Genomic DNA, 20,242 nt, shown 5'->3' with positions numbered 1-20,242 from the left:
GGTAGAATGTTGGCCAATTGAGGGGGCGGAAACGAGGCCGCCGCGAGAAGAATCCAAGGAATACACATGACGACAAGACAGCCCCTTGTGGCCGGTAACTGGAAAATGAATGGCAGCCAGGTGCTGCTGGGTGAGATCGCCGCTGCTCTGGTGGGCTATCAGGGGGTGGCAGAAGTGGTGGTGTGTCCGCCGTTCCCTTATTTGGCTGCTGCGCGGGCTGCATTGCCGGCTGGCGTGCAGGTTGGCGCCCAGAACCTGGGCGATCAGCCAGAAGGGGCGTTTACCGGGGAGGTGGCCGGCGCCATGTTATCCGAGGCGGGCTGCCGCTACGTGATCATCGGCCATTCCGAGCGTCGTGCGCTGTATGGCGAAGATGATGCGCTGGTGGCGGCCAAGTTCGCGCAGGCGCAGGCAGCGGGTCTGGTGCCGATCCTGTGTGTGGGTGAAACCCTGGAAGAGCGTGAAGCCGGAAACACGGAGTCTGTCGTTTGTGGCCAGTTGCTGGCGGTGATCGAGGTAGTCGGCATTGAGGCGTTTGCGTCTGCTGTGGTGGCGTACGAGCCGGTCTGGGCCATCGGTACCGGCAAGACCGCATCACCGGAACAGGCCCAGGAAGTGCACGCCACCCTGCGCCAGACCCTGACCGAAAAGAGCCCGGAAATTGCCAGTTCCACACGCTTGCTTTACGGCGGCAGTGTAAAGGCGGATAATGCCGCCCTTCTGTTTTCCCAGTCAGACATCGATGGGGGTCTGATTGGCGGGGCGTCACTGACCGCCGACAGTTTTATTGCTATCTGCCAGGCAGCGCAGTAGCCCAGTTTAATGAACAAATAGAGTAACTATGGATATCGTCGTTCACGTAGTGCACATTCTGACCGCGCTTGGCCTGATCGGTCTGGTGCTGATCCAGCACGGCAAGGGTGCCGATGCGGGTGCCTCCTTCGGTGGTGGTGCTTCCCAGAGCGTCTTTGGTAGCGCCGGTTCCGCCAACTTCCTGACTCGCGCCACCGCGGTGCTGGCCACGCTGTTCTTTGTGACCAGCCTGGTGCTGGCCTGGATGGCCCGTCAGGAGGCCAATGGCTCCACGACCTATCTGCCGGAGCTGGAAACCATTGAAGAGCAGGCTGATGTGCCGATGCCGGCGGATCAGGTTGAGGTGCCGGCGGCGCAATCCGAGGTGCCGGAAGCGGCTGAAGCAACAAATTCTGAAAAAGAAGTTTCAGAAGTGCCGCAAGCTGATGTAGAATCCGCGTCCCCGGTTGAGGTGCCTCAGCCGGAGAAGCAGTAAGCGTTCTTTGCCGAAGTGGTGGAATTGGTAGACACGCTATCTTGAGGGGGTAGTGAGCTTCGCTCGTGCCGGTTCAAGTCCGGCCTTCGGCACCAATTTGGGAAGATGACAGGCTGCGCTGGCGCCGCCGGTCATCTGCTTGAAAAAGCATCAGGTTAAGAGGCTTTTCCTGATGCTAAGGCTTCGAAAAATAAAAACTTTTTTCGAGGCTGTCTTGACAGCGCAGGGCTCCATAAGTAGTATTTGCGCTCTCGGATTTGAGGTGCTTGCAGAGATCAGACGCTGCATTCACTGGTTCAGCCAAGTCTGAACCGCAGCCCAGTGCGAAGGGCTTAAAAGGGCACAAGGTTTATTGCGGGGTGGAGCAGTCTGGTAGCTCGTCGGGCTCATAACCCGAAGGTCGTAGGTTCAAATCCTGCCCCCGCTACCACTTAGAGGAGTCGGCTTCGGCCAACTCAAAGCGGATAACAAAAAGCCCCTCTAGCAGGGGCTTTTTGTTATCCGCGACAGTGGAATGGGCGGTGGATGTGCGGTCGATTGCATGTTTTCCTTGCAGTCGTCAGGTATGTCTCCAGGCCCATTTTTTGTTTGTACCTGAAGCTCGCTTCGGGTTGATACCGGAAACCTATGTCGAAACGCGTAGAGCAATTAACGGAGCTGCTGGCTCCGGTAGTGGAAGATCTGGGCTTCGTGCTGTGGGGATTGGAATATCTCCAGGGGCGCGGGGCCGTTTTGCGTGTGTTTATTGACCATGAAGACGGTATCACTGTAGATAACTGCGCGGCGGTGAGTCACGAGATCAGCGGCGTGCTGGATGTGGAAGATCCGATTCCGGGTGAGTACAACCTGGAAGTGTCCTCTCCGGGGATGGATCGTCCCATGTTCCAAATTGCGCAATATGTCGATTACATCGGTGAAGATGTTCAGCTGAAATTGCTGGCACCGGTGGCCGGCAAGCGCAAGATGACGGCGGCCATTGTGGCCGTGGACGGCGAAACGCTGGTGGTGGAGCTGGATGGCGAAACCCTGCGTATTCCTTACAGTCAGGTAGATCGTGCCCGGTTGCAGCCCCGCTTCGACTGAGCACGCCCTGGAAACTTTGTCTTTGTAAAGGCCTGGCCATGAACAAAGAGATCCTGCTGGTAGCGGAAACGGTATCAAACGAAAAAGGTGTCAGCCGCGATGTAATCTTCGAGGCCATCGAGCTGGCCCTGGCTGCTGCTACGAAAAAGCGTTTTAAGGAAGAAGACGTGGAAATTCGCGTGGACATCGACCGGGTCTCCGGCGATTCCCGTACCTTCCGTGTCTGGCATGTGGTGCCTGATGAAGAGCTTTACGAGTTCGGCAAGCAGCTGACTCTGGATGAAGCTCACGAGCAGGATACTTCTCTGCAGATTGGCGATACCTGGGAAGAGGAAATTGAATCCGAAGCCTTCGGTCGTATCGCTGCGCAGACTGCCAAACAGGTTATCGTACAGAAAGTACGTGAAGCCGAGCGCCGTCAGATCATCGAAGAATATCGCGATCGCATTGGCGATCTGGTCAGCGGTACGGTCAAGAAGGCCAACCGTGATTCCATCGTGCTGGATCTGGGTGGCAATGCCGAAGCCCTGATTACCCGCGAGCACATGATTCCTCGTGAAGCGGTGCGCCAGAACGATCGCATTCGTGCCTACCTGATGGGCGTGAACGAAGAAAACCGTGGCCCGCAGCTGTTTGCCAGCCGCGCCTGCCCGGAAATGCTGATCGAGCTGTTCAAGATTGAAGTGCCGGAGATCGGCGAAGAGCTGATCGAGATCAAGGGTGCAGCCCGCGATCCGGGTTCCCGCGCGAAGATCGCGGTGAAGACCAACGACCAACGCATTGATCCGGTGGGTGCCTGTGTGGGTATGCGCGGGGCCCGTGTTCAGGCGGTCTCCAACGAACTGGCCGGTGAGCGCATCGATATCGTGCTGTGGGATGACAATCCAGCCCAGCTGGTGATCAACGCCATGCAGCCGGCGGAAGTGGCGTCCATCGTGATGGATGAAGAAAGCCACGCCATGGATATCGCCGTGGAAGATGAGTCTGCCCTGGCGCAGGCCATTGGCCGCAGTGGCCAGAACATTCGTCTTGCTTCCGAGCTGACCGGCTGGGAGCTGAATGTGATGACCCTGGACGATGCCGAGAACAAACAACAGGAAGAAGCTGCCCAGGCTCTGGAAACGTTCATGAATGACCTGGACGTGGATGAGGATGTGGCGGCGATTCTGGTCGAGGAAGGCTTTTCCACGCTGGAAGAAGTGGCCTATGTACCGGAAGAGGAAATGCTGGCCATCGACGGGTTTGACGAAGATATCGTTGAAGCCCTGCGTCAGCGCGCCAAGGATGTATTGCTGACCAAGGCGCTGGTTTCCGAAGAGAAGTTTGAAAACGCAGAGCCTGCGGAAGACCTTCTGACGATGGAAGGCATGGACCGTGACCTGGCTGTGGAGCTGGCTTCCCGTGGCATTGCCACCATGGAAGACCTGGCCGAGCAGGCTGTGGACGACCTGCTGGAAATCGAAGGTATGGACGAGGAGCGTGCTGCCCAGTTGATCATGACTGCGCGTGCGCCCTGGTTCGAAAACGAAGACGGGGAATAACAGCCTTTCTTCCGGCTGGCCCGCCTTCGCAGGCACCCATGAAGTACTGCAGTTTCTCTGCAGGCCAGGGGAAGGGCGGTAGTCGCCCTTTTCCGGCATTCCGGCACTGGCCGGAATGCATACAGACAGTGTGACTGGCCCATGCCAGTTACAGTGGCCAACCGCACAGGCGGTGGCCCAGGCTATAACCCTAGCCTGCAAGAGACGCGGACAGGAGAGTGTTGCTGACATGGCAGAAACGACCGTAAAGAAACTGGCCGAAACAGTAGGTATGCCCGTTGAGAAGCTGCTTTCTCAAATGAAAGAAGCGGGTTTGCCTCATGGTGACGCCAGCGAAGAGGTCTCCGGTGAGCAGAAACAGCAGCTGCTGGCTCACCTGCGCAAGTCTCATGGTGCCAAGACTGACGACGCCAAGAAAATCACCCTCAAGCGCAAGTCCACCAGCACCATCAAGACCACGGGTGCGGCGGGCAAGGCCAAGACCGTTAACGTGGAAGTGCGCAAGAAGCGCACCTATGTGAAGCGCGAAGTGTTGGAAGCCCAGGAGCGTGAAGAGGCTGAGCGCAAGGCGGCGGAAGAAGCCGCTCTGCAGGCAGAGCAGGAAAAACGCGAGGCAGAAGAAGCGGCCAAGCGTCAGGTGGAAGAAGAAGCTGCCCGCAAGAAGGAAGAAGAAGCCAAGGCCGCTGCCGAGGCAGACCGCAAGGTAGCGGAAGAGAAGGCGGCGGAAGAGAAAGCCAAGCGTGTTGCCGTGCCGAAAACGGCCACTGCCAAGAAGCCGGCGAAAGAAGAAACGCCGGAAGAGAAGGCAAAGCGCGAGGCGGAAGAGAAAAAGCAGCGTGAGGCAGAAGAAGCCAAACGCAAACAGGAATCCGAAGCCCGCAAAAAGGCAGAGGAAGAAGCTGCCCGCCGCACCGCCGAAGAGGCTGCCCGTATTGCCGCAGAGCTCGAGAAGCGTGGCGATCAGCCCGAGAAGAAAGAAGAAGAGGTGGATGACGGTTCCTCTATCGTGGTGGCGGCGCAGGAAGCCAGCTATCAGCGTGAAGAGCGTCAATCCCGTCGTCGCCGCCGCAAGCCGAAGGCTTCCGGTGTGGCTCATGGCCAGATGAAGAGTTCCATGAACAAGGCTCATGGCTTTAAGGCGCCGACCGAGAAGAAAATTATGGAAGTGGAAGTGCCGGAAACCATCACCGTCGGTGACCTGGCTCAGCGCCTGAACATCAAGTCCAAGGAGCTGATCAAGTCACTCATGAAGATGGGTGAAATGGCGACCGTGAATCAGCTAATCGACCAGGAAACCGCCATCCTGCTGGTTGAAGAAATGGGCCACAAGGCCGTTGCCGGCAAGGGTGAGGAAGAGGTACTGGAAGATCACCTGGCAGATATGGTTAACCGTGATGGTGCCGAACTGTCTGACCGCGCACCGGTGGTGACCATCATGGGTCATGTTGACCATGGTAAGACCTCCCTGCTGGATTACATCCGTAAAGCCAAGGTAGCAGCCGGCGAAGCCGGTGGTATTACCCAGCATATCGGTGCGTACCACGTGCAGCACGAGAAAGGCATGATCACCTTCCTCGACACCCCTGGTCACGCCGCCTTTACCGCCATGCGTGCCCGTGGTGCCAAGGCTACCGATATTGTGGTCATCGTAGTGGCTGCCGATGATGGCATGATGCCGCAGACCGAAGAGGCGATTAATCACGCCAAGGCCTCCGGTGTGCCGATCATCATCGCAGTGAACAAGATTGATAAAGAACAGGCCGATCCGGATCGGGTACGTACCGAACTGGCAGCCAAGGAAGTGATCCCGGAAGAGTGGGGCGGTGACTATCAGTTCATCAACGTGTCTGCCCACTCTGGCCAGGGCGTGGATGATCTGCTGGATTCCATCCTGGTGCAGTCCGAGTTGCTGGAGCTGAAAGCCCCGGATCACGGCCCGGCCACGGGTGTGGTTATCGAATCCCGTGTGGAAAAAGGCCGCGGTACCGTCGCCTCCATCCTGGTTCAGGGTGGTGAGTTGAATATTGGTGACATGCTGCTGGCCGGTGCCCACTTCGGCCGTGTTCGCGCCATGATTGACGAGAACGGACAGCCGATCAAAAAAGCAGGTCCGTCCATCCCGCTGGAAGTATTGGGTCTGGATGGCGCGCCGGAAGCCGGTGAGCAGGTTCAGGTGGTCTCCGATGAGCGCAAGGCCCGTGAAGTGGCCGAGTTCCGTCAGGACCGCGATCGCGATGTGAAGCTCAAGCGTCAGCAGGCCTCCAAGCTGGAAAACCTGTTCGCCAATATGGGCTCCGCCGAGGCCAGCACCGTGAACATCGTGTTGAAGACCGATGTACGTGGTTCCCTGGAAGCGCTGACCGGCGCCCTTAACGATCTGGGCACCGATGAAGTGAAGGTGAACCTGGTCTCCGTAGGCGTGGGTGCGATCAACGAGTCCGACGTCAACCTGGCCATGACCAGTGAAGCGGTACTGCTGGGCTTCAACGTGCGTGCTGACAGCAAAGCCAAGAAGCTGTGCGAGCAGGAAGGTATCGACCTGCGTTACTACAGCGTGATCTACGAGCTGATCGACGACGTGAAGCAGGCCATGAGCGGTCTGCTGGCACCGGAGAAACGGGAAGAGATCCTCGGTACCGCCCAGGTGCGCGACGTGTTCCGCTCCTCCAAGTTTGGTGCTGTGGCCGGTTGTATGGTTATCGAAGGTACCCTGTACCGCAATCGCCCGATCCGCGTTCTGCGCGACGATGTGGTGGTCTTCGAAGGTGAGCTGGAATCCCTGCGCCGTTTCAAGGACGACGTTCAGGAAGTTCGCAACGGCATGGAATGTGGTATCGCCGTGAAGAGCTACAACGACGTGAAGGAAGGCGACAAGATCGAAGTCTTCGAAGTGAAGGAGGTGGCGCGCTCCCTGTAAGGGGCGTGCCCGGCCGGATTACCCATGAGTCGTCATCGCCGCCCCCAGGGCTTTAACCGCACAGACCGGATTGCTGACCAGATCCAGCGTGAGCTGTCCCGTCTGCTGCAGTTTGAGGTGAAAGACCCGCGGGTCAATCTGGCAACCATTCAGGACGTGACCGTATCGCGGGATCTGTCCTATGCAGAAGTCTATTTCACCCTGCTTGGCAAGGGCGAGGAAGAAGGCGTTGAGGCAGAAGCCGTGCTGGAAAAGGCTGCCGGCTTTCTGCGCAGCAGCTTGGCCAAGAACCTCAATACCCGTACCACCCCCAAATTGCGTTTCCACTACGACACCACCCCGGAGCACGCCGCGGAGATTTCCCGTCTGATTGACGATGCCCGCGCTGAAGACCGGGAGCTGGGTCTGGATAGCGACGATTCCGAGCAGAATTAACGGAGAGCACCCTGGTGGCAAAACGTCGTCCCCGTGGCCGCAATATCAGCGGCATTCTGTTGTTGGATAAAGTCGGCGGTGTCAGCAGTAATGGCGCCCTGCAGATGGCCAAGAAGATGTTCGCCGCGGCCAAGGCCGGCCACACGGGCAGTCTGGACCCGTTGGCCACCGGTATGCTGCCGATCTGTTTTGGTGAAGCTACCAAGTTTAGCCAGTTCCTGCTGGAGTCGGACAAGAGCTACCGGGTCACCGCGAAGTTGGGCGTGACCACGGAAACCGGTGATGCCGATGGTGAGGTGGTGAACACCACCGAGGTGACCGCCTCCGCCGCCGAGATCGAAGACGCGTTGATGTCTTTTGTCGGTGACATCGAGCAGATCCCCAGCATGTATTCCGCCATCAAGCATGAAGGTGTGCCGCTGTACAAGCTGGCCCGGGAAGGCAAGACCGTGGAGCGCAAGCCCCGCGCGGTGACGATCTATGACATCCGTATTCTGCGCATCGACGGCGATGAGCTGGAATTTGAGGTGGACTGCTCCAAGGGCACCTATGTGCGCTCGCTGGTGGAAGATACTGGCGAGAAGCTGGGCTGTGGTGGTCATGTGACGGTGCTGCGCCGTCTGTCGGCGGGTCCCTATCCGGCTGAAAAGATGCTGACCCTGGAACAGCTGGGCAATATCAAGGCCGATGGCGGGTTTGAGGCAATCGACGAACTGCTCTTGCCATTATCTACCAGCGTGGCAGACTGGCCGCGCATTGAACTGGGTGACAATGCGGCCTACTACATTCAGCAGGGTCAGCCAGTGATGGCCTCGGACCGTCCCGCGGACGGCTGGGTCAGTGTTTATCAGGCCTCCAGCGGTGAGTTTCTCGGCGTTGGTGAGGTGTTGGAAGACGGGCGTATCGCGCCGCGTCGACTGGTTTCAAACTGAGTTACCCGCGGGTAGCCTGGATTGGAAGTAACGACGGCAGCTATAAATATGCATGGCTGGCCGTGACATTCATTGAGCATATTGGAGCATTATCATGGCGTTGAGCGCTGAACAGAAAGCTGAAATCCTGAAAGAGCACGGCCAGAAAGAAGGCGATACCGGTTCCCCGGAAGTGCAGGTTGCCCTGCTGACCGCCAACATCAATGGTCTGCAAGGTCACTTCAAGGACCACAAGAAGGATCACCACAGCCGTCGCGGCCTGATCCGCATGGTAAACCAGCGTCGTAAGCTGCTGGACTACCTGGCCAAGAAAGACCGCACCCGTTACCTGCAGCTGATCGAGAAGCTGGGTCTGCGTCGTTAAGATGTGGATCTGAGGTAGCAACAACAGAAGCTCGGCCTTGCCGGGCTTTTGTTGTTTCTGGGGGCATGCAATCCCTCTGTGCCGTAGGAGCTTGCCTGCAAGCGATGTCTTTTTGGCGGAGATCGGCTCACGCCGATTTCCGCCCTACGGGCTGGCGGGTTATGATGCGCGAGCATTGAAGAGTGTTGTCAGAGGCATGGGCCTCGAAGATTGTCGTGAAGAAGAGAGAAGAGACGAGATATGTTCAATAAAATCACCAAAGAGATTCAGTACGGCCGTGACACGGTCATCCTGGAAACCGGGCAGATTGCCCGCCAGGCGACTGCTGCTGTCATGGTTCGCATCGGTGCCACCGAAGTGCTGGTTACCGTGGTAGGCAAGAAAGAAGCCGATCCGAGCAAGAACTTCTTCCCCCTGACCGTGAACTACCAGGAAAAGACTTACGCCGCCGGCCGTATCCCGGGTGGCTTCCTCAAGCGTGAAGGTCGTCCCAGCGAGAAAGAAACCCTGACCTGCCGCCTGATCGACCGTCCGATCCGCCCGCTGTTCCCCAATGGCTTCATGAACGAAGTGCAGGTGGTGGCCACCGTGATGTCCGTGGATAAGGAAAACGATCCGGATATCGCTGCCATGATCGGTACTTCCGCGGCCCTGTCCATCTCCGGTATTCCGTTCAGCGGTCCTATCGGTGCCGCCCGTGTCGGCTTCAAGGATGGCATGTACATCCTCAACCCGAGCTACGCCGAGCTGGCCGAGTCCGCACTGGACCTGGTCGTTGCCGGTACCGAGCCTGCTGTATTGATGGTGGAATCCGAAGCGAAAGAACTGTCTGAAGACCAGATGCTGGGCGCCGTGCTGTTCGGCCACATGGAAATGCAGCCGGTGATCCAGGGTATCAAGGAATTCGCTGCCGAAGTGGGCACCGAGACCTGGGACTGGACTGCCCCGGCCGTGAACACCGAACTGAAAGATGCCATCAAGGCCAAGTTCGAAGCGGGCCTGGCTGAGGCTTACACCATCACCGAGAAGATGGCCCGTTACGCCAAAGTGGGCGAGCTGCGTGATGCCTGTGTTGCTGAATTCGCCACCGGCGAAGAAGGTGCACCGGAAGCCGGTGAAGTGAAAGACCTGTTCGGCAAGATCGAGAAGAACGTGGTGCGTGAAGCTGTGGTATCCGGCAAGCCGCGTATCGACGGTCGAGCCCTGGACGCCGTCCGTGCCATCGACTGTCAGGTTGGCGCACTGGCCAAGACCCACGGTTCTGCACTGTTCACCCGTGGTGAGACCCAGGCCATCGTTGCCGCTACCCTGGGTGGCATGCGCGATGCCCAGTTCATCGACGCACTGGAAGGATCCCGTCAGGATCACTTCATGCTGCACTATAACTTCCCTCCCTACTGCGTCGGCGAGACCGGCATGATCGGCTCTCCCAAGCGTCGTGAGATCGGTCACGGCCGTCTGGCCCGTCGTGGTGTACAGGCGGTACTGCCCACCGTGCAGGACTTCCCCTACACCATCCGTGTGGTATCCGAGATCACCGAGTCCAACGGTTCCTCTTCCATGGCGTCCGTATGTGGTACTTCCATGGCGCTGATGGACGCGGGTGTTCCCCTGACCGCGCCGGTGGCCGGTATTGCCATGGGCCTGGTGAAGGAAGAAGACGGCCGTTTCGCGGTACTGTCCGATATCCTCGGTGACGAAGATCACCTGGGCGACATGGACTTTAAAGTGGCCGGTACCCAGCGTGGCGTAACTGCCCTGCAGATGGATATCAAGATCGAAGGCATCACCGAAGAGATCATGGAGAAGGCGCTGGAACAGGCTAACGCCGGCCGTCTGCATATCCTCGGTGAAATGTCCAAGGCCATCGGTGCGTCCCGCAGCGAAGTGTCCGAGAACGCCCCGACCCTGCTGACCCTGAAGATCAACCCGGACAAGATCCGTGACGTGATCGGCAAGGGCGGCGCCACCATCCGTGCTCTCACCGAAGAAACCGGCTGTACCATCGACATCGAAGACGATGGCAGCGTGAAGATCTACGGTGAGACCCGTGAGAAAGCGGATGAAGCGGTACGTCGCGTGGAAGAGATCACCGCGGAAGCCGAAGTGGGCACCATCTACGAAGGCAAGGTTACCCGCGTGGTGGACTTCGGCGCATTCGTGGCCATCCTGCCGGGCACCGAAGGTCTGCTGCACATCTCCCAGATCGCTGAAGAGCGTGTGGAGAAGGTATCTGACTACGTGAACGAAGGCGACATCATCAAGGTGAAAGTCCTCGACGTAGACCAGCGTGGCCGCATCAAGCTGTCCATGAAGGAAGCCAAGGAAGACTGATCCTGATCAGTTTCCGAAGCACAAAAAAGGCCGGCATTCGCCGGCCTTTTTTTGTTGCTGCTCTGCGGCCGCCACAGGCTTCACGCAAAGGCGGCTACGAAGCCACTGTAGATACCCTGTTCAAGCGCAAGCATTTTTCGCATGGCAATCACTAAAAAGCAGTGATGAATCGAACGGGGTGTCCGTCTTAACGCAGGCCCACAGGCCTGTCAGGTACTTACGCATTACTGCCACCTGGGCCTGCAGCTTGGTTTTCCCGCGGGCCACCTGGGCCTCATAAAATGCCTTGGCATTCGGATCAAAGCGCACGGCTGACATGGCAGGCATATACAAGGCTGAGCGTATGTACACGTTGCCCGCTTTACTGATCCTTGAGGCCTGATGAACGCTGCTTCCAGACTGGTACAGGCGTATATCCAGGCCGGCATGACGGCTTACCTGAGCGGATTTCAGGTGATCCGGCAAGACGCACAGCTCAGCCAGCAATGCGAGGGCCGTTGCCTCCGCGATGCCTTTGGCCGCGCAGAAGTGCTTATACAAGCGCTTGAGCTTAGGTGATTGTCCCAGAAGCTCCACCGCAGCCCGCTTCAGCCGATCAATGCGTCGATCCAGCATCTCAATGGCTTCCTGCTCATCTTCAACGAGCAGCGTGGGCGTAGACAGCGTGGCCTTCATGGCGTGGAGGCGGTTCTTTGCTTGTGTCCGGCTACCGGTCAGGCGGTTGATCTGCCTTCCGAGGCTTCGAAGGGCCTGACGGTGCTGATCTGGTGGTGTCCACAACCGGGGCTCCATACGCATGCCGTACTCGGCCAGCAGTGCCGCATCTATGCTGTCGGTCTTGCTGTTCTGCAGCTTGATATTGGCGAAGTTCTTGGTGCTTTTGGGGTTAATCACTGCCACGGGCAGGCCAGCCTCAACCAGAGCCACCGCCAGATCAAAGTAATACACCCCCGTTGCTTCCATGACGATGCACTTCGGTCGAAGTTTTTTCATCGCGCGAATCAGGGAATGGTGGCCATCAGGGGACTGCTTGTACTGCTTGGGCTTGCTGAACCTGTCATCGCCAAAGCTCACAACATCCACAGATCTAGCACCAATATCCACACCGGCAAATACAGACATACCCTTCACTCACAACGCTGAATTAACGACAATAGTCACCGGTTCCCCGACCTCGCACTGACTTACCTGCTACCGACCTTGTGATACGAAGTCTCGCGCAAGCGGCTTCGGGATACCCTTCGGAGTAGGTAATGAGGCGGGGAGCCGCTCTACAGACGAAGTCAGAGCAAGCTGCTTCCAGGAGCGAACGGCCTCCCCGGTAACGGCGATACCATAATTCATATGGTGAGGTGGCAACATACAAGGAGCTCAGCTTGCCTGAGCGATCCGAGCCCCGGCGAGGTAGAAATGCGCCCAATCCGCAACGCGGCGGGGTTTCCTTTCATCCTCGGATCGCCTGCAGGCAGGCTCCCACAAAAAAGGTTCATCGCGGATTAACGGGAATGGCTGACTGAATATCAGTATCAGCGAGCGTTGCTCCGATTCTCACTGTAGGAACTTGCCTGCAAGCGAAGGCGGGACGAGTGTGGGAAACGCTTCGTTTGCAAGCAAGTTATTCGCTTCGCTCACCCTTCGGACCGCACTCCGTGCGTTACTTAGCGACGCTACGTTGCCACATCAAGATCGAAAATCGCTTTTGGCCAATCCAGGCCTGAACGCTACCAGCAAGACAAATGCAAACAACTGTATCAAGCGGACAACATTAGTCCTGTATATCCGGATCACAGGTCGCGTTAAAAATGGGTGAAGAATAACAACCTATGCAACGCGATGACTGGCAACTTTCTCCCCAGCTCAACGCTTCATGGTGCCGCTGAATTATTGATTGCCCATGGTGGTGACCCGAAGCCGTTGATGAACGAACTCCGTATGGATCCCGCGGCCCTGCAAAAGTCTGACCTGCCGGTGCCGGCGGGCCGGGTGGGCACGTTTCTGGAGCGTGCGGCTGAACGCGCAGACTGCCGCAGCTTCGGCATTCGTCTGGGGCTCCGCTCGGGGATGGCTATCCTCGGGCCTCTCTGGGTGCTGTTACGCAATGCGGAGACCGTTCGCCAGATGTTTGATGATCTGGCTGGCCACTACGAGCTGTTCACCACGGCAGCCGCAGTGACACTGGAGGAGGTGGATAGGGGCGTGTTTGTCGGCTGGGATACGGCTGCGGGCCTTAGCGGTAGCAATGTCCAGGCGGTGGAGTTCGTGATCGCCGTGTTCTGCAATGAGATCCGCCTGCGCGCCGATCCGCAGTGGGCACCCTCATGGGTGCAGTTTCGCCATTCGGCGCCGCCACAGATGCATGACCACCAACAAGTCTTTGGCTCCCGGGTCCAGTTTCAGGCAGAGCGCAATGCCCTTTTCCTGGACCATGCCACCCTGGCACGCCCGGTAAATGAATCCGGGTTTCGCTCCCGGGCGCTACTGAGTGCCATGCTGCGGTTGGATCAGCAGGCACTGAACGCCGGCATTAGCCGGAGGGTGGAAGGCGTGGTGAGGGCCTTGCTGCCCTATGCCCCTTGTACGTTGCAGGATGTTAGCCGGGTGTTCGGCATGGCGCCCCGCACCCTGCAGGAACACCTCGCCGGCGTTGGCACCAGCTTCAAGCTGATCAAGGATCAGGTCCGTTCTGATCTGGCCCTGAAATACCTGCAGCAATCCTCTCTCAGTCTGTCTGACATTGCCGACATCCTGGGTTATGGCGCTCTGAGCAGCTTCTCCCACTCATTTCGACGCTGGCATGGCTGCTCCGCTACGGCGTTTCGACGCCAGGTAGAAATGTAACGTGCCGGCCATGTCTTCCTTATGTCCTTTTGCGTGTGCGTCCAGTAGCCGCGGAGCGGCAAAAGTTTAGGCATTTTGTAACAGCGCGCCTGAAAACAAAAAAGCTGCGCGAAAAAGCAAATGGCCCATTTCTGGCTGGGTCACACTGCGGCCTTCGTTGAGACATGTCCTTGCATTTGTCTCTCTGTTTTGGCTTGAATCGATAAGGAATTGTCCATGAAAAAAACAAAGTCTCCTTCTGCCTCCGCCTCACCCGAAGCGTCCACCTCAATGAACCGTCGCAGCTTTCTGGCCCTGTCCGGGGCCGTTGGCGCCAGTGTGATGGTGCCGGGCTGGAGCTGGGCGGGTAGCCAGTCCGTGGCCGGCATCGGTGGTGTCACTGTGCCGCCGTCCTATGTGTATGACGACGAAGCCGATCCGGTGGTGGTGCGCCTGATTGATGAGGGCAAGGTTCAGGAAGTTAACCAGATTCTCTGCAGCTGGAAGAAGAACAGCCAGCCGCTGCCCGCCGGCCTGCCCGACTACCTGCACGATTTTATTGAAGAGGCGCGCCAGCTGCCCAGCTGGGCGGACATGGACAAGCTGAATGCCGCTGACAAGTTCAACCAGGACCGTGGCACCTACCTGGGGGTGGCCTATGGGTTCGTGAGCGGCATGATGAGCACCGTGATTCCTCATGAAGCCCGTGCCGTGTACTACTCCAAAGGGGGCGCTGACATGAAGCGCCGTATCTCGCGCACCGCCAAGTTCGGTTACGACATCGGTTCCATGGGGGGCTTTCACAACCCCAATGCGGAGATGGTGGTGACCGCTGTGAAGACCCGTCTGGCCCATGCTGGTGTGCGCCATCTGTTGCCGCAGTCTCCTCACTGGCAGGGCACGGCTGACCAACCCAAGCCAATTTCCCAGCGCGATATCCTGGTCACCTGGCACAGCCTGCCCACCTCCGTGATGCGTGCCCTGGATCAGTGGGGCGTGCGGGTGTCAGATAGCCAGGCGAATGCCTTCCTGCATTCCTGGCAGGTAGCGGCACACATGCTGGGTGTGCGTGATGAATACATTCCGGCTGACTGGGATGGCGCCTATGCCCAGGCACCGCAGATTCTCGATCCGGTACTGGCCCCCACGCCGGAGGGTATCAAGCTGGCGCATATCCTGCTTGATCTGGCTGCCGAGGTGGATGGAGGCGTGCTCACCCGTCCAATGATGGAGTCCTTCACCCGCTACTTCCTGGGGGACCAGATTGCAGAGTGGCTGGAAATCCCGCGCCATCCGATCCAGGACCAGGGGCTGGCATACAGCTGGCCCTACTTTGTCACCATGAAGGAGTACGGCCTGTACATGCCGGGCTCCAGCCAGTTCTACTGGGCCTGTGACGAGATGTTGCGACAGGGCGCCATGTGGTACCTGGCGGAAGGACAGGAGATCAACATCGAGATCCCCGACATGAATAACCCCAATTATTCCTGAGGGACTGTTCGCTGCTTCAAGGCCGGCTTATGCCGGCCTTTTTTTGGGGCCGCTCTGCGGCTGCTGCACGCTCACGCAACATGGGAAAAGAAAAACAGCGGCCTCCGTGCTGTTTCTGTTGATCAATCCGGAGCCTCTTTGTGTTCACATAAATGCAACAAATTGCCCTTTGAGCTAAACTGCCCGGCTGCCATTTCTGGCGTTTTCGTGATTTAAAAAATGGAGAAAATATGAAAAGGGTAGTTGGGGGCGTTCTGATTCTGGGGAGTCTGTTTTTTTCAGGTTGCGCTTCTATTGTCTCAGATTCTAGTTATCCGGTTACGATCAATGCTTCGCCGGAAGGGGTTCGGTACAAAATCAAGAATGCGAAGAGGGGCTATGATGTGATGGCTGGAGTGACCCCGGCAACCATTTCATTGTCTGCAGAGAATGGCTTTTTTTCAAAAGCTAGTTATCTGGTGACGTTTGAAAAACCGGGATATGAGTCAGTCACTCTGCCGCTCAAGGCCGGAATGGATGGCTGGTATATTGGGAATCTGCTTTTTGGTGGGATCCTTGGATTCCTGATTATCGACCCTGCAACGGGCGCGATGTGGAAGCTTGAAGACCATGTTCAGGTGGCGCTTTCCGAAACAATCCAGCCTGCGAATGATGCAGCAGTAGAGTCAGATGGAGCAGCTCAGGAAAAAACCGAGCGGGGTGAGGCCGAGGATGCTGACGAGTTGACAGTCTTGATGATTGATCAAGTTCCAGATGCTTATAGAGATCGTCTGGTACGGATTAATTAAAAGAGGCCGGCTTATGCCGGCCTTTTTTTGGTTCATCGCGGGTTAGCGGGAAGTTGCTGTTACAAGGCCTTCCCGTAGGGACGTCGATTATTCGCTCCGCTCACCCCTGCGGGGCCGCCTTGTCAGGCGTTCCTTCGCTGCGCTCGGTGACGGCGCGATATCAGCGCTTTACTTCGCCCGGGCGAAACCGGTGTCTGGTGGGAGATTCAGCTTGCTGAACGAAGGTTCTGGCAACGGCTCCCGATCCGAGGTTTCAGTGACCCCTGTGGTGAAAACGTTTTTTGATCCTGGTCTGAAATCGCGCCGCCAGCGACGCTCCTACGGGAAGGTGGGTCTTTCCCGGAAATCCGCGATGAACCCTTTTGGGGGGCCGCTGTGCGGCTTCAACACGCACCGCGAATCAAACTTGAGAAAGGTAAAAGCGGGTGCGGGACTGCGGGAGTGAGCGTGTAAGCGAAGGGAGAAAGCAGGGCGTGAGTGCCCTGCCTCGATAGGAGTCAGCTATTCGCCGCAGACAGAGGTGGTGGTCTTGCCGTACAGGCCCAGGATATTCATGAACTTTACGTCCACGGTGCCTACCTTGGTGATGCCAGCATCCTGCTTGGCAGCAGCGGTGGAGGCGTCACCGGTGGCCAGGAAGCCCAGGTAGTTCTGCATGGTGGCGGAGCCTTCCTTGGTGCAGGCAACGGTGTTGTCGCGCACGTCTACTGGCGCCGCCATGTCGCTGTAGATCATCCCGGGGGAGTAGGGGGTCTGGCAACCAGTCAGGAACAGGGTGCCGGAAACGGCGGCAAGCATGCACAGCTTTTTCATGTTTTCTCCTTGGTTTTCACAATGTTGTTTGCGTGCGCAAGGATGCCTTATGACAAAAATATGTCTGTCGGAGAGGAGGGACTGTATTTGTCAGAGATTGACGTGGTCTTTGGTGCGAGAAAGCGCAAGTCGGCCCGGTAAGGATGGACTCGAAGCTGCTGCAGGAACGGAGCGTAGCGGAGTTAAGCTCGGAGTGCGGCCCGCACTGTAGGAGCCCTCTGTGCTCGTCAGGGTATGCCTGCAGGCGATTAGAGCCAAGGCGAGATAAAGACGCTAGTCACAAGTGACAAGTTGCGAAAACCTCAAAACCAGGGCCTCTGATCAGTACTGGGCTTTTGATTTTCGAAACCCGTGACTCGAAACCCGTCTCTGGAATCCTTACCTCGCTCAGGCTCGGATCGCCTGCTGGCAGGCTCCTACAGCAGACCTGCAACCCGACAGGTTTGCTTTTGGCGTGTTGCATGTTGCGTGAAGCGTGCTGCAGCCGCGAAGCGGCACAAAAAAACGGCGGCCTTTTGGGCCGCCGTTTTTGTCTGGCTGCTGAAGGTTACTTGTTGAGGCGCGTATCGATCAGCTGATCCACCACACCGGGATCGGCCAGGGTGGAGGTGTCGCCCAGGGAGTCCAGTTCGTTGGCGGCGATCTTGCGCAGGATGCGACGCATGATCTTCCCGGAGCGGGTCTTGGGCAGGCCGGGGGCGAAGTGGATCAGGTCCGGTTTGGCGATAGGACCGATTTCCTGGGTCACCAGATCGCGCAGTTCCTTCACCAGCTCGTCGCTGCCCTCCTTGCCGGCCATCAGGGACACATAGGCGTACACACCCTGGCCCTTCACGTCATGCTGGTAACCCACCACGGCGGCTTCAGAGATACTCGGGTGCAGCACCAACGCGGATTCGATCTCGGCGGTGCCCAGGCGATGGCCGGATACGTTCAGCACGTCGTCCACCCGGCCGGTGATCCAGAAGTAGCCATCTTCATCACGACGGGCGCCGTCACCGGTGAAGTAATAGCCCTTGTAGGCACTGAAGTAGGTGTCGATCATGCGCTGGTGATCACCGTAGACCGTGCGGATCTGGCTGGGCCAGCTGGACTTGATGGCCAGGTTGCCGGAGGTGGCGCCTTCCAGTTCGTTGCCGTCCGGGTCCATCAGAACGGGCTTTACACCGAACATGGGCAGGGTGGCTGAACCAGGTTTCAGGTCCACGGCGCCGGGTAGCGGGGCGATCATGATGGCGCCGGTTTCGGTCTGCCACCAGGTATCCACGATCGGGCAGCGGGATTCACCCACTACCTTGTAATACCACTCCCAGGCTTCCGGGTTGATCGGCTCGCCAACGGTGCCCAGCAGTTTGAGCGAGCTGCGAGAAGTCCGGGTCACCGGTTCATCGCCTACCCCCATGAGGGCACGGATGGCAGTGGGGGCGGTGTAGAAGATATTCACCTTGTGCTTGTCGACCACTTGCCAACAGCGTGAGGCATCCGGATAAGTCGGTACCCCTTCGAACATCAGGGTGGTGGCGCCGTTGGCCAGCGGGCCGTAGACAATATAGCTGTGCCCGGTGATCCAGCCCACATCCGCGGTACACCAGTAGATGTCCCCCTCGTGGTAGTCGAACACGTATTTGTGGGTCAGCGCGGCGCTGAGCAGGTAGCCGGCAGAGGTGTGAACCACGCCCTTGGGCTTGCCGGTGGAGCCGGAGGTATAAAGGGTGAAAAGCGGGTCTTCGGCGTCTACCCATTCCGGTTCACAATCGCTGGAGGCATTGGCGATGGCATCGTGGTACCAGACATCCCGCGCTTCCTGCCAGGCCACATCGCCACCGGTTCGTTGGACGGTCACGCAGGTGTGGACGCTGTCGATACCGTCCATGGCCTTGTCCGCATTGACCTTGAGCGGCACGGTCTTGCCGCCGCGCACCCCTTCATCGGCGGTGATCACGGCGCAGGCGCCGGCATCATTGATGCGGTCCTTGAGTGCTTCGGGGGAGAAGCCGCCAAACACCACGGAATGAATGGCGCCAATGCGGGCGCAGGCCAGCATGGCGTAGGCCGCTTCCGGGATCATCGGCATGTAGATCACCACGCGATCCCCTTTCTTGACGCCGCGATTCTTGAGCACGTTGCCGAACTTGCTGACTTCCTCGAACAGTTCCTGATAGCTGATGTGCTTGTCCTGATCCGGCTCGTCGCCTTCCCAGATGATGGCGGTCTGGTTGGCACGCTCTGGTAGGTGGCGATCCACGCAGTTGTAGCAGACGTTCAGGGTGGCGCCTTTGAACCAGGCGGCGCGGCCTTCTTTAAAGTCCCAGTCGCTGACGGTGTCCCATGGTGTTTTCCAGTCCAGAAATTCGTTGGCGCGCTCGGACCAGAAGGTGTCCGGGTCGTTGATGGACTGTGCATAAAGACGATCGTAGGTCTCGCGGTCCAGCAGGGCGTGCGACTTGAAGCTTTCGGGAACGGGGTGAACGATGGGCTTGGACATCAAGGGCCTCCTTGGAATACTGCCTCTGGGAGCCCGTCTGGCTCCCTGTTTTTCCTTCATTATTGTGAGTATCTCTCGCCTCGCCTATTCCACCATGGTCGTAGGGGATGGGCGGGAAGAAATGGCCTGTCCCAAGAGTAAACAAAGCGTCGACTGATGGCCAAGTTGAAGAGCAGTTAATAGTGAATAGTTAACAGTTAATAGCTGCGCGGATGGGGAAGGGGCGCCCTGTGATGGCGGTGGACGCGAAAGGCCGACGCGGGAGGTGCGGAGCCGCTGTAGGAACGGAGCGTAGCGGAGTAACGCACGCAGTGCGGCCCGGAGGGTGAGCGAAGCGAATAACTTGCCTGCAGGCGATCCGAGCCTTGGCGAGGTAAGGATTCCAGAAGCGAGTTTTGCCTGGCGTGTTGCGTGGTGCATGAAGCGTGCTGCAGCCGCAACGCGGCATAAAAAAACGCCGGCAAAAGCCGGCGTTTTAAATAATCCTTTTGAACGGAATCGGGATCAGGCGACCTGAACCGGAATCGCGTTGCTGGTGCCTTTGACGGCATTGCCTTCATCCATGTAGATCAGGCTGGGCTTGAAGTTGACCAGTTCGGCGCTGGAGTAGCTTGCGTAGGCGCAGATGATCACTCGGTGACCGGGCTGAGCCTTGTGTGCCGCTGCACCATTGACAGAAATGATCTTGGATCCTGCTTCGCCACGGATCGCGTAGGTTTCGAAACGCTCGCCGTTGTCGATGTTGTAGATCTGGATCTGTTCGTACTCCAGGATACCCGCCATGTCCATCAGATCACCATCGATGGCACAAGAGCCTTCGTACTCGAGTTCCGCGTGGGTGACACGAGCCTGATGGAGTTTCGCTTTCAGCATGGTGCACTGCATGTTGGTTACCTCTCACACTACCCAAAGCCTGCAATTACAGGACGTTACAACCAAGCAGGCGCTAAGGGG

Annotated in this window: 16 protein-coding genes and 2 tRNA genes; 14 read left to right on the top strand and 4 right to left on the bottom strand. The window is 58.0% G+C overall.

What is annotated here, in order from left to right:
• Positions 1–66: 66 nt before the first annotated feature.
• From tpiA to pnp, 11 genes are all read left to right on the top strand, one after another.
• Positions 67–813 (top strand): triose-phosphate isomerase, encoded by a 747-nt coding sequence (tpiA, locus tag HF945_RS13135; protein WP_290523019.1) that lies wholly within the window; start codon positions 67–69, stop codon positions 811–813.
• 28 nt (positions 814–841) lie between these two features.
• On the top strand, positions 842–1,288 hold the full coding sequence (gene secG, locus HF945_RS13130; RefSeq protein ID WP_290523018.1) for a preprotein translocase subunit SecG: 447 nt from the start codon (positions 842–844) through the stop codon (positions 1,286–1,288).
• A gap of 9 nt (positions 1,289–1,297) precedes the next feature.
• A tRNA-Leu gene (locus HF945_RS13125) sits at positions 1,298–1,383 on the top strand.
• Between the two features lie 258 nt (positions 1,384–1,641).
• Positions 1,642–1,718: transfer RNA gene (locus HF945_RS13120), tRNA-Met, on the top strand.
• A 197-nt stretch (positions 1,719–1,915) separates the two neighbouring features.
• Positions 1,916–2,371 (top strand): ribosome maturation factor RimP, encoded by a 456-nt coding sequence (gene rimP / locus HF945_RS13115; RefSeq protein ID WP_290523017.1) that lies wholly within the window; start codon positions 1,916–1,918, stop codon positions 2,369–2,371.
• 38 nt (positions 2,372–2,409) lie between these two features.
• Entirely contained in the window at positions 2,410–3,912 is a 1,503-nt protein-coding gene (nusA, locus tag HF945_RS13110) for a transcription termination factor NusA (RefSeq protein ID WP_290523016.1), read from the top strand.
• Positions 3,913–4,141: 229 nt separating this feature from the next.
• Positions 4,142–6,829 carry a translation initiation factor IF-2 gene (infB, locus tag HF945_RS13105; protein ID WP_290523015.1) on the top strand — a complete coding sequence of 896 codons (2,688 nt, stop codon included), beginning with the start codon at positions 4,142–4,144 and terminating at the stop codon, positions 6,827–6,829.
• Between the two features lie 24 nt (positions 6,830–6,853).
• A complete protein-coding gene (gene rbfA / locus HF945_RS13100) occupies positions 6,854–7,264 on the top strand; it encodes a 30S ribosome-binding factor RbfA (RefSeq protein WP_290523014.1) in 411 nt (136 codons plus the stop codon).
• A 14-nt stretch (positions 7,265–7,278) separates the two neighbouring features.
• Positions 7,279–8,196, top strand: coding sequence for a tRNA pseudouridine(55) synthase TruB (gene truB, locus HF945_RS13095; RefSeq protein WP_290523013.1), 918 nt, complete (start codon positions 7,279–7,281; stop codon positions 8,194–8,196).
• Between the two features lie 94 nt (positions 8,197–8,290).
• Entirely contained in the window at positions 8,291–8,560 is a 270-nt protein-coding gene (gene rpsO, locus HF945_RS13090; RefSeq protein ID WP_153498448.1) for a 30S ribosomal protein S15, read from the top strand.
• 240 nt (positions 8,561–8,800) lie between these two features.
• Positions 8,801–10,894, top strand: coding sequence for a polyribonucleotide nucleotidyltransferase (gene pnp, locus HF945_RS13085; RefSeq protein WP_290523012.1), 2,094 nt, complete (start codon positions 8,801–8,803; stop codon positions 10,892–10,894).
• A 120-nt stretch (positions 10,895–11,014) separates the two neighbouring features.
• Here pnp and HF945_RS13080 read toward each other — a convergent pair whose 3' ends face one another.
• Positions 11,015–12,016 carry an IS110 family transposase gene (locus HF945_RS13080; protein ID WP_290522807.1) on the bottom strand — a complete coding sequence of 334 codons (1,002 nt, stop codon included), beginning with the start codon at positions 12,014–12,016 and terminating at the stop codon, positions 11,015–11,017.
• A 711-nt stretch (positions 12,017–12,727) separates the two neighbouring features.
• Here HF945_RS13080 and HF945_RS13075 point away from each other — a divergent pair.
• The 3 genes from HF945_RS13075 to HF945_RS13065 all read left to right on the top strand — a co-directional run bounded on the left by HF945_RS13075 (position 12,728) and on the right by HF945_RS13065 (position 15,990).
• A complete protein-coding gene (locus HF945_RS13075; RefSeq protein WP_290523011.1) occupies positions 12,728–13,732 on the top strand; it encodes an AraC family transcriptional regulator in 1,005 nt (334 codons plus the stop codon).
• A 216-nt stretch (positions 13,733–13,948) separates the two neighbouring features.
• Positions 13,949–15,202 carry an oxygenase MpaB family protein gene (locus HF945_RS13070; protein ID WP_290523010.1) on the top strand — a complete coding sequence of 418 codons (1,254 nt, stop codon included), beginning with the start codon at positions 13,949–13,951 and terminating at the stop codon, positions 15,200–15,202.
• 230 nt (positions 15,203–15,432) lie between these two features.
• Positions 15,433–15,990 carry a hypothetical protein gene (locus tag HF945_RS13065; protein ID WP_290523009.1) on the top strand — a complete coding sequence of 186 codons (558 nt, stop codon included), beginning with the start codon at positions 15,433–15,435 and terminating at the stop codon, positions 15,988–15,990.
• A gap of 501 nt (positions 15,991–16,491) precedes the next feature.
• On the opposite strand, the gene HF945_RS13060 is transcribed toward HF945_RS13065, so the two are convergent.
• The 3 genes from HF945_RS13060 to panD form a co-directional block, all read right to left on the bottom strand.
• Positions 16,492–16,803 carry a TRL-like family protein gene (locus HF945_RS13060; protein WP_290523008.1) on the bottom strand — a complete coding sequence of 104 codons (312 nt, stop codon included), beginning with the start codon at positions 16,801–16,803 and terminating at the stop codon, positions 16,492–16,494.
• 547 nt (positions 16,804–17,350) lie between these two features.
• Entirely contained in the window at positions 17,351–19,288 is a 1,938-nt protein-coding gene (gene acs / locus HF945_RS13055) for an acetate--CoA ligase (RefSeq protein ID WP_290523007.1), read from the bottom strand.
• 504 nt (positions 19,289–19,792) lie between these two features.
• Positions 19,793–20,173 carry an aspartate 1-decarboxylase gene (panD, locus tag HF945_RS13050; RefSeq protein ID WP_161320154.1) on the bottom strand — a complete coding sequence of 127 codons (381 nt, stop codon included), beginning with the start codon at positions 20,171–20,173 and terminating at the stop codon, positions 19,793–19,795.
• Positions 20,174–20,242 lie beyond the last annotated feature (69 nt).

Origin of the sequence: Alcanivorax sp., from assembly GCF_017794965.1 — a bacterium.
Lineage (GTDB): Bacteria > Pseudomonadota > Gammaproteobacteria > Pseudomonadales > Alcanivoracaceae > Alcanivorax.
The sequence above is the reverse complement of the archived record's forward strand: the minus strand, read 5'-3'. Positions and strand labels throughout refer to the sequence as shown.

What these genes read in the sequence shown, in the direction of transcription:
- tpiA (WP_290523019.1), top strand. Translation starts at nt 67, where the DNA reads ATGACGACAAGACAGCCCCTTGTGGCCGGTAACTGGAAAATGAATGGC.
- secG (WP_290523018.1), top strand. Translation starts at nt 842, where the DNA reads ATGGATATCGTCGTTCACGTAGTGCACATTCTGACCGCGCTTGGCCTG.
- rimP (WP_290523017.1), top strand. Translation starts at nt 1,916, where the DNA reads ATGTCGAAACGCGTAGAGCAATTAACGGAGCTGCTGGCTCCGGTAGTG.
- nusA (WP_290523016.1), top strand. Translation starts at nt 2,410, where the DNA reads ATGAACAAAGAGATCCTGCTGGTAGCGGAAACGGTATCAAACGAAAAA.
- infB (WP_290523015.1), top strand. Translation starts at nt 4,142, where the DNA reads ATGGCAGAAACGACCGTAAAGAAACTGGCCGAAACAGTAGGTATGCCC.
- rbfA (WP_290523014.1), top strand. Translation starts at nt 6,854, where the DNA reads ATGAGTCGTCATCGCCGCCCCCAGGGCTTTAACCGCACAGACCGGATT.
- rpsO (WP_153498448.1), top strand. Translation starts at nt 8,291, where the DNA reads ATGGCGTTGAGCGCTGAACAGAAAGCTGAAATCCTGAAAGAGCACGGC.
- pnp (WP_290523012.1), top strand. Translation starts at nt 8,801, where the DNA reads ATGTTCAATAAAATCACCAAAGAGATTCAGTACGGCCGTGACACGGTC.
- HF945_RS13080 (WP_290522807.1), bottom strand. Translation starts at nt 12,016, where the DNA reads ATGTCTGTATTTGCCGGTGTGGATATTGGTGCTAGATCTGTGGATGTT.
- HF945_RS13075 (WP_290523011.1), top strand. Translation starts at nt 12,728, where the DNA reads ATGACTGGCAACTTTCTCCCCAGCTCAACGCTTCATGGTGCCGCTGAA.
- HF945_RS13070 (WP_290523010.1), top strand. Translation starts at nt 13,949, where the DNA reads ATGAAAAAAACAAAGTCTCCTTCTGCCTCCGCCTCACCCGAAGCGTCC.
- HF945_RS13065 (WP_290523009.1), top strand. Translation starts at nt 15,433, where the DNA reads ATGAAAAGGGTAGTTGGGGGCGTTCTGATTCTGGGGAGTCTGTTTTTT.
- HF945_RS13060 (WP_290523008.1), bottom strand. Translation starts at nt 16,803, where the DNA reads ATGAAAAAGCTGTGCATGCTTGCCGCCGTTTCCGGCACCCTGTTCCTG.
- acs (WP_290523007.1), bottom strand. Translation starts at nt 19,288, where the DNA reads ATGTCCAAGCCCATCGTTCACCCCGTTCCCGAAAGCTTCAAGTCGCAC.
- panD (WP_161320154.1), bottom strand. Translation starts at nt 20,173, where the DNA reads ATGCAGTGCACCATGCTGAAAGCGAAACTCCATCAGGCTCGTGTCACC.